General features: G+C 72.6%; 8 protein-coding genes. All 8 read right to left on the bottom strand.

Annotated elements, in window-relative coordinates; translation table 11 throughout:
• A partial coding sequence (locus BGN98_RS06530) for a GTP-binding protein (RefSeq protein ID WP_288120341.1) occupies positions 1-841 on the bottom strand: 841 nt, incomplete at its 3' end.
• Between the two features lie 108 nt (positions 842-949).
• A complete protein-coding gene (rpsG, locus tag BGN98_RS06535; RefSeq protein ID WP_005050524.1) occupies positions 950-1,420 on the bottom strand; it encodes a 30S ribosomal protein S7 in 471 nt (156 codons plus the stop codon).
• 5 nt (positions 1,421-1,425) lie between these two features.
• Entirely contained in the window at positions 1,426-1,794 is a 369-nt protein-coding gene (gene rpsL / locus BGN98_RS06540; protein WP_005050525.1) for a 30S ribosomal protein S12, read from the bottom strand.
• A 291-nt stretch (positions 1,795-2,085) separates the two neighbouring features.
• Positions 2,086-3,822: an FHA domain-containing protein gene (locus tag BGN98_RS06545; protein WP_288120347.1), complete on the bottom strand. Its 1,737-nt coding sequence runs from the start codon at positions 3,820-3,822 to the stop codon at positions 2,086-2,088.
• Positions 3,819-6,260 carry a transglutaminase domain-containing protein gene (locus BGN98_RS06550; RefSeq protein WP_288120348.1) on the bottom strand — a complete coding sequence of 814 codons (2,442 nt, stop codon included), beginning with the start codon at positions 6,258-6,260 and terminating at the stop codon, positions 3,819-3,821. The genes BGN98_RS06545 and BGN98_RS06550 overlap by 4 nt, the downstream gene beginning before the upstream one ends.
• Entirely contained in the window at positions 6,257-7,606 is a 1,350-nt protein-coding gene (locus BGN98_RS06555) for a DUF58 domain-containing protein (protein WP_016463579.1), read from the bottom strand. Before BGN98_RS06555 ends, BGN98_RS06550 begins: the two co-directional genes overlap by 4 nt.
• Positions 7,607-7,629: 23 nt before the next feature.
• Positions 7,630-8,595, bottom strand: a complete 966-nt coding sequence (locus tag BGN98_RS06560; protein WP_005050530.1) for an AAA family ATPase — start codon at positions 8,593-8,595, stop codon at positions 7,630-7,632.
• 15 nt (positions 8,596-8,610) lie between these two features.
• On the bottom strand, positions 8,611-12,425 hold a 3,815-nt coding region (locus BGN98_RS06565), incomplete at its 5' end, for an Ig-like domain-containing protein (protein ID WP_288120351.1).

A 12,425-nucleotide genomic window follows, 5' to 3' on the forward strand; every position in this document is an offset into this window, starting at 1 on the left:
CGTCGAGCATCGGCTGCACGCCGCGGTTCTTGAACGCCGAGCCACAGAGCACCGGGTACAGCTCGCCGGCGACGGTGAGCTTGCGGATGGCGCCCTTGATCTCGGCGAGCGTGAGCTCCTCGCCGCCGAAGTACTTCTCCAGCAGCGCCTCGTCGGACTCGGCAACCGTCTCGAGCAGCTTCTCGCGGTACTCGGCAGCACGGTCGGCGAGGTCGGCCGGGATCTCCTGGACCTCGTACTTGGCGCCCATGGTGACATCACCCTTGGCGTCGCCGGGCCAGACCAGTGCGCGCATCTCGACGAGGTCGACGACGCCCACGAAGTCGTTCTCGGCGCCGATCGGCAGCTGCAGCACGAGGGGCTTGGCGCCCAGACGGTTCACGATCGTGTCGACGGTGAAGTAGAAGTCGGCGCCCAGCTTGTCCATCTTGTTGACGAAGCAGATGCGGGGCACGTCGTACTTGTCGGCTTGGCGCCACACCGTCTCGGACTGGGGCTCGACGCCCTCCTTGCCGTCGAACACGGCCACGGCACCGTCGAGGACGCGCAGCGAGCGCTCGACCTCGACCGTGAAGTCCACGTGTCCGGGGGTGTCGATGATGTTGATCTGGTGCTTGTTCCAGAAGCAGGTCACGGCGGCGGACGTGATCGTGATGCCGCGCTCCTTCTCCTGCTCCATCCAGTCGGTGGTCGAGGCGCCGTCGTGGGTCTCGCCCAGCTTGTGGTTGACACCCGTGTAGAACAGGATGCGCTCGGTCGTCGTCGTCTTGCCGGCATCGATGTGCGCCATGATGCCGATGTTGCGGACCTTGTTGAGGTCGGTGAGCACTTCTTGTGCCACGGGGTGTCCTTACGTGTGTGTTCGGGTTGCGGACGTGTCGACTCGCTGTGCTCGCTCAACGACCGGTCTGGTCGTTGAGCGAGCAGCGAAGCCGCGAGTCGAGACGCGTTACCAGCGGTAGTGCGCGAAGGCGCGGTTTGACTCGGCCATCTTGTGGGTGTCTTCGCGGCGCTTGACCGCGGCACCCAGGCCGTTCGAGGCGTCGAGGATCTCGTTCTGCAGACGCTCGGTCATCGTCTTCTCACGACGACCCTTCGCGTAGCTGACGAGCCAGCGCAGCGCGAGCGTGTTCGCGCGGTGCGGCTTGACCTCGACCGGCACCTGGTAGGTCGAGCCACCGACGCGGCGGCTCTTGACCTCGAGGGTGGGGCGGACGTTGTCGAGCGCCTTCTTGAGCGTTGCGACGGCATCCTGGCCGTTCTTCGCCTCGACGCCCTTCAGGGCGTTGTAGACGATCGACTCGGCGAGCGACTTCTTGCCGTCGACGAGGATCTTGTTCACCAGCTGGGTGACGATCGGAGCACCGTAGACCGGGTCGTTGACGACGACGCGGCGGGGTGCGGGTCCCTTGCGAGGCATCGGACTCAGCCCTTCTTGGCGCCGTAGCGGCTACGGGCCTGCTTGCGGTTCTTGACGGCCTGGGTGTCCAGGGCGCCGCGAACGATCTTGTAGCGGACACCGGGGAGGTCCTTGACACGGCCTCCACGGACGAGCACGAGCGAGTGCTCCTGCAGGTTGTGGCCCTCACCCGGGATGTAGGCCGTGACCTCGGTGCCGTTGCGAAGCTTGACACGGGCGACCTTGCGCATGGCCGAGTTCGGCTTCTTGGGCGTGGTCGTATACACGCGGGTGCAGACACCCGCCTGCTGCGGGTTCGCCTTCAGGGCGGGCGCCTTGGTCTTGGTGACCTTGGGCGTACGTCCCTTGCGAACCAACTGCTGAATGGTTGGCACGTTCTCTCCTTGTAAAGCTGTGCGGGCTCTCGCCTGCACAGGTGCTGCACGGTGACAGCGATGGTGGTTTCACCACAGATCCACCGGCACGGCGGATGCCGAGCATGGGTGGTGGATATGCCGTGGGGGCGGCCTGTTCGCAGACCGGTCCCGATCGTGTGCCGAACCCCGTCCGGATGCCGTGGCACGGCGGACGGCGCGCGTATACGCACACCCGGTCAATACTACGCCGTATGACGAACGCGGGCAAACGCGCCCGGTGAGTCGCGCCCTGCTCCCGCCGCGCTCGCCTCAGCGTTCGATGCGCGCGAGGTGGAACTCCTCGTCGCCGAGGAAGAACCGCTCCCCCGCGTCGATCTTCGAGCCCGGGTCCACCTCGACCTCCTCGCCCATGAAGGTGCGAACGAGCACGCCGTTCGTCGAGGCCAGATCGGTGATCGTCCAGACGTCGTCGTGCCGTTCGAGGCGGGCGTGGGTCTTGGACACGGTGAGAGCCTCGCCCGCAACGGCGATGAGCTGCGCTTTCGGGAAGGCCGTGTCGGCGGCCGGGCGGCGCCCGAGGATGACGACGTCTGCCGTGATCGCGACCGGCGCACCGGATGCCGGGACGAGCTGCCACACCGCCGCGCGGACCCGCCGCGTGATGACCGTCTGGTCGATGTCGTCGTCGGCGCTCTCGCCGCGGAGGTGCTGAGCGGCCACCGCGCCCGCGGCCGAACGCGGCGATCCTGCAGCCGGAGAGCCGATGACCGCCGACACCTCGCCCGACAGCTCCGGGAAGCCGTCGGGCTCGTTCGGAGCGACCGCGAACGCCGGCCACGGTCGCGCGCGGCGCAGCGGCGGCTCCGCCGCGTCGGGCGTGAGCCCACGCTCCCCCGCGGCGGGCGCGTCCGAGGAGCCCGCCTGGGAGCCGTCGACCGCGGAGTCGGACGCATCCGCGGCGGGTTCGGCCGGTACGCCGTGGGCGGCTCGGGCGGCTGCCGCGGCAGCGGAGACCCGGGGCGCCGGTGCCGGTGCATCCGCCGCCTCGCCGACGTCGTGCGGCGACGGCAGCGCGGTGCTGCGACGGCCCGGCACGAAGTCGATGGGGGCATCATCGGTGACCGGCGGCATCGCGTGGCGCCATCCGGCACCGGAGCTGGGCGGGAACGGGGAGGGCGCGATCGCCGAGACGTCATCGATCTCCGACGGCCAGGCCGCGTCGTCGTCAGCGGTGGCTTCCCCGGCGCGGACCGCGGCGGATGCCGATACGGGCGCCGGAGCGGGCGGACGGACCACGGCGGACGGCGGCGGCGACGACGTCGCGACGGGCTCGTCGAGCGCCTCGACGGCGAAGGTTCCCGCCTCGGGCCGTGCGGGGGCAGGTTCCGCGGGCGCCGGGGCGGCCGTCGACGGCGAGGCGGGCGGCACCGTCGTCTCCGGCGGGGTCCAGGCCGGCGCGGCGGCGGGAGCGGGAGGAGCGAAGAGCCGCGCCAGGTCGTCGTCGTCCTCGCGCACGTCGTCGGACGGTGCTGCCGGCTCCGCCACCGCGGCCGGCGGCAATGCAGAGACGACCGCGGCTTCCGGCGTCATCGGGGCGGGTTCGGCGAACACACCGCCGAGGCTCGCGCGAGTCTGTTCGCGGCGGTGCGCCGACATGCCGCCGGCGCGCGCGCCGAGCCACCGCGAGGGTCCGAAACCGAGGATGCTCGCCCAGACGACGAACAGCACCGCCGCGAGGACGGTCATGCCACCGCCGTATCCGAAGCCCGGATTGATCCGGTGAGCCGAGATGATCACCAGCACCCACAGCGCGATCGGCCCGAGCACCGGAAACAGCCCGATCAGGATGAGCCACGGACTGAACCCCCCCCACCCGAGCACGGTGGCGGCGTTGAGGACGGGCACCCACCCCTTATAGGGGGCCTCGCCCATCTTGCGGAACATCGCGGCCAGGGCCAGGGCGGTCCAGACGTACAGGGCGAGGCCCGCCGCGAGGGCGACGAGGCCCAGCAGAGCGCCGACGGAGTCGCCGATGGGTGCGTTCATGCGGTGCGCCGCGGGCGCGAGGCCGCGCGGCTCCCCCTCTCGAAGTGTGACCGGAACGATCGCGGGACGAACGATCTCAACGATACGGCTGCACGCAGCCGGCGCCACCTGCTCGTCGCGAGCGCAGCACGCTCGTCCTCGACGATCCGCCAGAACTCATCGGCCTCGTCGGGGGCCATCGGGCGGGCGGAGAACACCGCTTCGTCGGCGGTGCGCGCCAGCGCGCCCGCCGCCGGACGCGCGAGCGCCTGTGCGATCTCGGAACGCGTGGCGGCCGGTGGCGGGCGGCGACCGGCGTCGACCGCGACATCGAGGTACTCGTCCCACCCCCCGGCGATCGCGTCGGCGGGACGGTCCTGGCGCCGCCGCCGGCGCCGCCGCAGCGCCTTGGCGATCACGATCGCCGCGAATGGACCGGCGAGCACGAGCAGAACCGCAAGGACACCTCCCGTGATGCCCAGCGTCGTCCACAGCCAGCGCAGGTCGAGAGGGTCGGAGCGGTCGGTCGGTGCGGCACTGTCCTCCTGCGCGGGACGCTGGGGCTGCACCTCGTCGACCCCGTCGGGGCGCACCGAGGTGGCGATCTGGGGGTCGGGCTGCTCGGTGCGCTCGGTGCGCGGCGGGCGCACGTGCTGGGGGGTGACGTCGACCGGGATCCACTCCCCCGACGCGGCGCGCACCTCCACCCACGCCGAGACGTCGCCGGCGCGACACACCCCGCCGGCGCAGGTCGCGGCATCCGGGTCGCTCGACGTGAGGCGCGTGCCGACGACCACCCGCGCCGGAAAGCCCAGCTCACGGGCGATGAGGGCGACGGCGGCCGAGAACTGCTCGTCGTCGCCGACGGCGGCCACGAGGTCGTCCGCGGCGACGGCGGCGGGGTCGGCCTCGCGGGCCAGCAGCGCCGTGAACATGGCGTCGATGCGCGCCAGCGAGTGTCCCGACGCGCTCGGTGCGAAGGTGTAGCCCGCCCCGAGCCGCTGCATCCAGGCGGCGCCGACAGCGGGCGGGCGCAGCGCGTGGCTCAGGTAGCCGCGGGAGCGCAGCAGCGTGACCAAGCCGTCCAGAGCCGCCCCGCCCGTGCCGACGGCATGCTGCTGCACCCAGGTGCGCAGGCTCGCCGGTGCCACGAGTTCGCTGCCGTCGGCGGCGGTCACCGACACTCCCGCCTGCCCACCGGGAGCAGTGACCGAAGACAGGGCGCTCACCGCCGGCGCGGCAGCGCGGAGACGGTAGGTGTCACCGGCGCTCCAGGGGGCCGTCTCGACCGCCGCCTCCCGTGCGCCGCTCACGTAGAAGCCGTCGGCCAGTGCGGCGGCGCGCGGCCCGGCGAAGTCGACGGATGCCACGGCTCCGGCCGTCGGCATCCAGATGCCGTCCAGCGCGCCGATCGTCACCTCGGCGTCGATGGGAGCCCCCTCACCGAGGACGCGTGCCGCGGCGAGCCGCACGAACGGCTCGCCGGCCGGGTCGGTGCGCCAGACCGCGCCGTCGTAATCGTCCAGAACAGCCAGTCGCACGCGGTCGGGAAGAGCGTCGCCGGTGACCCGGAACAGTTCTTCGTCGACGCGCGCGTCGGCGAACAGCGTCCGATACGAGCTCAACGGGCTGATCGCGCGGGAGATCTCCTGCCGGGGCCCCGTCGCCTCGCGCAGCACATCGCGCTGCGTCGGCACCGCCACCGCCGGCACCGAGACGGCGACGGCCGCAGCGACGGCGACCATGCCGAGCCCGAGCCCGAGCCGGCGCAGTCGCGGGCCCGCTCCCCGGGCGGCGTCGCCGGCCACTCGCACGCGAGCCGCGCCCGACCCTCGTCGAAGGGCCTGCACGCGCGCGGCGCGGCTGCGCCACGACAACCACAGCACGCCGGTCAGCAGCACTCCCGCTCCCACGGCCGTCTCGACCGGGGCAGGAAGGACGAGGGGGCCCACGACCAGGGGGGCGCTGACCTCGGTGCTGCCGAACAGCAGCCCGAAGCCGGCCATCGCGATCGCGACGGGCACGGCGAGCACGGCGAGCGCGTCCCTGCGCCAGCTCAGCAGCAGGACGCTGGCCGTACCGACCAGGAACACCACGAGCGCGGGCACCAGCAGGTTGCGATACGACCCGACCGGCAGGTCGACGGTGAGCAGGTCCTTCCAGCCCCACAGCAGTCCCGCGACGAGATCGCCCAGTCCTTGGAGGAACGGTGCCGGCGCCCCCGCACGGGAGGGGACGGCCAGGGGCACTCCCGCCACGAGGACGGCGCCGGCGAGCAGTCCGACCGCGGCCCAGCCGCTCCACCGTCGCCAGGCGACGAGGGCCGCGATGGCCGCGGCGAGCACGGATGCCGCGGCCACCAGCAGCAGGAACGATCCGGACCGGTAGATGGGCCACGCCGCGACGGCGGCCAACACCACGGCGGCGAGCGCGTAGAGCGCGCCGGCCACGACCCTCACGAGCGCGCTCCGCGCAGGAGCAGTCCGGCGAGGTCCTCGAGCGCACCGATGGTCACGACGGTGAGCGGACCGACCGTCTGTGCGCGCGGGTGGGCGCGCTCGTCGCAGCGGACGGCGATGACCGCGGCATCCACCGGAAAGGCCAGCGTCGCCAGGCGCAGAGCCGCGAGAGGCACGCCCGAGCCGGCGACGAGGACAGCGACCGAGAGCCGTTCGTTGGCCTCGGCGGTCAGCCGGCACACCTCCGGGAACGGCATCGTCTCGACGAGGCGATCGACGCCGCTGAAGCCGTCGAGCACGGCGCGCGGGGCGCCCGCGGCGATGTGGCGGATGGCGCGCAGGCGCCCCCGGACGACGCGCGGGATCTCGGCACCGACGACGATGTCGAGGTCGCGCGCGTCGTGCACGGCGCGCAGGGCCAGGGAGGATGCCGCGCTGACGGCGAGTTCGAACTCGTCGTCGGATGCGTACTCCGCGCTCGACAGTCCCAGCACGACCGCCATCCGCGAGCGGCGCGACTCCTCGTACTGCCGGACCATGAGCCGGCCCGTCTTCGCCGTTGACTTCCAATGGATCTGGCGGCGGGCATCACCGGGCGCGTACTCGCGGATCGCGTGGAAGGACATGTCCGCATCGACGAGGCGCCGCGTCGCACTGCCGTCGAGGTCGCGGATGAGTCCGGCGCTGGTGGACGGCACGGCGACGGTGCGCGGGTGGACGAACAGCTCCTGTACGTCGTCGAAAGCATGCTCGCGGCGCAGCAGCCCCAGCGGATCGGAGCGGATCGTGGTCGCCGGACCGATGCGCACGATGCCGCGACGCTGCGGCGGCAGGTCCACCGCGTGACGGGAAACCCCGTCGGCGGCGAGGAGCGGAACGCCGAACTCGACCAGTCCGGGCCCGATCGGGATGTCGATGCGGCCGGGCAATGCCGTGGCGCGCCCGATGTTGCGCACGACCACGGTCGCCCGCGCCGCCACCCCCGCGACGACGCGCTCCCGGTCGAGCACGAGGCGCACCTCGTACGTGCGGGCACCGAGGAGGAACGGCAGGGCCATGGCGAGCAACGCCGCCGCGGCCGCGCCGGCGACGAGGGCCTCGACCCATCCGAACGCGAGCCCGGCCGAGAGGCCTGCGGTCGCCGTCAGCACCGCCAGGGCCCCGGCGGGCCTGATCGTCGCGCGGCACCACGCGGTGGCGGCGCGGACGGCCGCGCGCCCGCTCGCCCACACCCGCGAGGCGCGGACGGCCGCTCCCACCAGGCGACGGCCGCGGCGCGCCGTGACCTCCGTCCGCTCGCCGGTGAGGCTGGTTGCCGAGGTCCGCGTGAGCCGTGTGTCGGTCACGGACGACCGACTCTCGCCGCTGCTCACGCGCTGTCCCGGCGGGTGGGCGGCGCCACGTCGAGAAGGACCTGACCGATGACGGCCTCGGGGGCGACGCCGTCGAACTCGGCCTCCGCGTGCAGGATCAGCCGGTGAGCGAGCACCGGGACGGCGAGCCGCTTGACGTCGTCGGGAGTGACGTACGTGCGCCCGTGGGCGGCGGCGCTCGTGCGCGCGGCCCGCGTCAGGGCGAGGGCCCCGCGGATGCTGACGCCCAGGCGGACCTCGTCGGCCGCCCGCGTCGCGTCGACGAGCCGCGCGATGTAGTCGAGCACGAGCGCGTCCACGTAGACGTCCGCGGCCAGTTCGCTCATCCCGACCAGCGCCCCCGGGGTGAGCACGGGCGACAGGTCCGCGGTCGCGACCGCGGCGCGGTCGAGGATGCGGACCGTCGCCGCGTGATCGGGGTAGCCGAGCGCCGTGCGCAGCAGGAAGCGGTCGAGCTGGGCCTCCGGCAGGCGGTAGGTGCCGGCCTGCTCGACAGGGTTCTGCGTAGCGAGCACGAGGAAGGGGGCACCGACGGCGCGCGTGACGCCGTCGATGGTCACGCTCCCCTCCTCCATCACCTCCAGCAGCGCCGCCTGCGTCTTGGGGCTTGCGCGGTTGATCTCGTCGGCGAGGACGATGTTGGCGAAGATGGGGCCGGCGTGGAACTCGAACGCACCGGTCTTCTGGTCGTAGACGGTGATTCCGGTGATGTCACCCGGAAGCAGGTCGGGGGTGAACTGGATGCGGGTCGTCGTCCCCTGCACCGATTGGGCCACGGCGCGGGCGAGGGAGGTCTTGCCCGTGCCCGGCACGTCCTCGATGAGCACGTGGCCTTCACTGAGCATGGCGGTCAGGATGAGCTCGACGACATGACGCTTGCCGAGCACGGCGCGCTCGACGTTGTCGGCCAGTTGCGCAAAGGTCTGGGCGAACCAGCTCGCCTGCTCGGTGGTGATCGTCATGAGGACTCCGTCGGGTCAGCCGGCCGGGTTCGGCGCGGCGGCGGGCGTACAGCGTGTGGCGAGCTCCGCGCTCGCGGGGGCGAGGCTCCAGCCCTGCCCGGACCAGTCGACGACAACGCGGATGCCGGCCACGCGTGCGGCGTTCGCGGGCACCGTCCACGGATCCGTGCCGGGAGCCAGCAGCGTGTCGTTCTTGTCGTAATAGCGGATGGCCGCGGGATCGAACGTGACCGCGGCATCCGAGCCACTCGAGCTGGCGGTGCGGGAGAGCGTCGTGCCGCCGGTGCACGTGCCGAGCGACCACGAGGCCTGCACCTGATACGGAGCGCTGCCGGCAGCGGGGGTCACGTCGCCCCACGCCGACTGCCACCATCCGTCCTTGTGCTCGTAGCGCACCTGGATCTGGGGGTCGTTGTCGAACACGCTGCTCGGCAGTCCCCGGAAGACCACGTTGTTGTCGTTCGGCGGAGTTTCGGGCGACGTCGGCGTCTGATCGATCGTCCACGTGGCGCGACCCGACGGGGTGCCGTCGCCGGCGACGTGCGCGGTGGGACCGACCACGAAGGTGTAGCCGGTGGGCGCAGCACCGCTCTGCGTCGCGCGCACCGTGTTGGTCACGGTGGCCCGACCGAAGGAGCGTGAATCGAACCACGACTCCGCGCAGAGGGCGAAGGTGTACAGGCGCCCGTCCGGCAGGCCCCGGAAGACCCGCTGTCCGCCGTCGTCGCTGGTGCGGCAGCTGTCGGCCGAGACGGGCGCGCCGTCCTGACCGACGGGACCGTCCAGGCGCACGATGCCGTAGCGCACCCGGGCGTCGTCGCCGCCCGGCGCCGCCGTGCCCACCGCCGTGATGTCGACCCGGCCTCCGCCGACGTTGACGGCCGTGAGGGTCAGCGCGCCCTGCGTCGGCGCACCGATGCCATGCGCCGACACCGTCGTGGAGCCGATGGCGGGACCGGGAAGACCCGGCGGAGCCGTGTACCGCGACAGCGGTGTGATCGTCACGTCGGTCGCCGTGTTGGCGCCCACCCGGAACGCGGGCACCGTGATGTCGGTCTGCGTGGCGCCGACGGCGATCGTCTGCGTCTCACCGACCGGGCTGATGATCTGCAAGGATCCGGTGTTCGCGGCATCCACCCCGGAGATCACCAGCGACGCCACGCCGCCGTCGGCACCGGCGACGACGGGAGCCGCGGTCGCGCCCGTGGGAGCGGACGGCGGATCGTACGCCCAGGCGGTCGTGCGCACGGCGGTGAGCGAGGAGCCCACCGCGTTCACCGCGACGGCCTCGTACGAGCGCTGCTCTCCGTTCGGGGCGCTGATCGGCGGGCAGATGCCCTGCGGCGTGCACACGGCCACGCGCTGGCCGGCCTGGCGGACCTCGAACCCGGTGAGCGCGGGGTAGGCGGCCTGCGCGGGCCCCGGATCGACCCGGAGGGTGAGCGAGCCGTCCGCGTAGGCGGACTGCGCCACGCTCGCCGGGGCTTTCGGGTAGCCCTGCAGGTCGAGCAGGATCCGTCCGTCTCGGGCGCTCGCGCTCTGGCGTCCCTGGGCGTCACGGACGGTGAAACTCGCCGCACATGTCGCACCGGGCGCATCCGAGGTCCACGTCGCGGAGATGCGGCTGGGCGAGACCACCGCGAAGCTCACGCCGGTGCAGACACCCGCCGCGGCGACGGAGACCACCTGCAGCGGTGTGCTCGGCAACGGGTTGACCTCACCGGCTGCGCCGACGACATCGATCGTGCACGAGGTGCCCGACGCCTGGCTGCACTGCTGCTGCACGGAACCCCCCTGCGGCAGCGTGGACGGGGCGGCGCCCACCCGCAGGGAGATCCGCGCCGGTGCGACACCCGGGTGGGATGTCACCTGGACCACGACGCTCTCGATCGTTCCGGGCGCGGCCGCATCACGACCGCGGATGCTCAGCTGCGCGCCCTGCAGGGCCAGGTCGAAGGATGCCGGGTTCCCCTCGACCCGGTAGACGATCGCCTCGGGGCGCCCCTGCCACGTGGTCATCGCGCCGAGGTCGAAGACCTGGGTGTCGCCCGGCGCGACCTCCAGCGCGGCCGGAGACAGCCGTGGCTGCGGGGCGATCGGGGTCACGACGACCGGGATCGACAGGACCGTCCACGACGGCTGCCCGGTGAGGCGCACGAGGACGCGGCAGGTGTCCGTCCACGGCGCGTCCGCTCCGGCCGTGTAGCGCAGGGTGGTGGCGCCGACGGCCGTGCAGGATGCACCGGGCCGCGCGCCCGAGGCGCGGGTCTCGCCCGACAGTTCCAGGGCGCGACCGCGCGGCACGGTGATCAGAGAGGCGAGATCGACGTCGGCCTGCGCGTTCTCGCCGACCGTCAGCGGCGGCGCGCCGGCGCGCAGCGCCAGCGGCGTATCGGCAGCAGCCGGGATCCTCAGGAACGCGTAGGTCGTCACCGGCCCGGCGGGCGTCTGTCCGGTCACCGAGAAGGGGATCAGGTGGGCACGATCATCGACGGTGCCCACCAGGCGCGTCCCCTCGACGGTGATGCCGCCCGCCGTGCCCCACAGCCCGACCGACAGCTCGCCCGCGTCACCGCCCGACCACAGCACCTTGCCGGCCAGGACATCGATACCCCTCGCGAGGTCGGCGCGCCCATCGGCATCGAGCACGGTGTCGGAGACGACCGGGAAGTCGGCGACGCGTTGGGCGACCACCCGCACGACGATGAGGCCCCGGGCGGTGTTGCCGGCAGAGGAGACCACGTCGTAGAGGAACGACATCGTCCCGGGCGTCGGCCCCGCCTCGATCGTGACCGTGTCGTCGCTCTGCGCGACGAGTCGCTGCTGCAGACGGGTGAACTCCGCCGTCGGCGACCCGTCCAGCGCGAACTGAGGAACGTCCGGGCGCACCCGTTGCAGTGTCAGCGTGCCCTGCATGGGATCGATGTCGTTGGCGAGGGGATGCACACGCAGGACGTTGCCGTCACCGGCTTGCACCTGCACGTAGTCGGTGTAGGTGATCGGAGCGGGGCTGGCATCGCCGCTCAGCACCCCGACACGGACGGTTCCGACACCGGAGGCGCCGGAGGGGTCCACGACCCGATAGGTGAACGTGTCCTGCCCCGAGCTGCCGGCGTCGCTCGAGTAGACGACGGAGGCACCGTCGGCGGAGATCACGGCCGAGCCGTGTGCGGGCTGATCGACGATGCGGTCCAGGCGCACGACGTCGCCGTCCGGATCCATCCCGAACCCGTCGAACGCGATGACCGTGGACAGTCCGCTGAGCACCCGGCCCGAAAGCGCCCGGGGCTGGGGGTCGCGGTTCGCTCCGTCGCCGACCACGCTCAGGTGGACCGTCGCGGTGTCGCCGAGCGCCGGCGCGCCGGTCGTGAACGCCCGATAGGAGATCGTGAGGTCACCGGGCGATGCGGGCGCCAGCACCCGCAGCACATCGCCGGCGGCGAAGGCGAGCACGTCGGGACGCGACGCGACGATCGACTCGGGGTCCAGACGGGGGCGCGTGCCCACCGCGGCGACGTCGTTGTCCAGCACCGGGATGTCGATCTGTGCGCCGGCGCGGACGATGGCACGATCGTCGACGGCGATCGGCGCCTGCTCGGAGGCGGGCGGCAGCAGGTACACCGTCGCCTCGCCCGTGACGGCCGACCCCTCGTCGGTCGTCCCGTCGCCGACACGGTACGAGACGGTCCCCAGCAGACCCGACTCTCCGGATGCCGTCGAGCCGGATACGCGCAACTGGCTCTGGGCCACGATATCCGCCGACAGGGACGCGCCGGTGACCGGTCGGATGACGAGATCGCTGAGCAGGAGCACACGTCGGGTGGGGTTGG

Source organism: Microbacterium sp. 69-7 (assembly GCF_001897985.1).
GTDB classification, from domain to species: domain Bacteria; phylum Actinomycetota; class Actinomycetes; order Actinomycetales; family Microbacteriaceae; genus Microbacterium; species Microbacterium laevaniformans.

Excerpts from the sequence above, each read along its gene's own strand:
- BGN98_RS06560 (WP_005050530.1), bottom strand. The coding sequence starts at position 8,595 with ATGACGATCACCACCGAGCAGGCGAGCTGGTTCGCCCAGACCTTTGCG.
- BGN98_RS06545 (WP_288120347.1), bottom strand. The coding sequence starts at position 3,822 with ATGAACGCACCCATCGGCGACTCCGTCGGCGCTCTGCTGGGCCTCGTC.
- rpsG (WP_005050524.1), bottom strand. The coding sequence starts at position 1,420 with ATGCCTCGCAAGGGACCCGCACCCCGCCGCGTCGTCGTCAACGACCCG.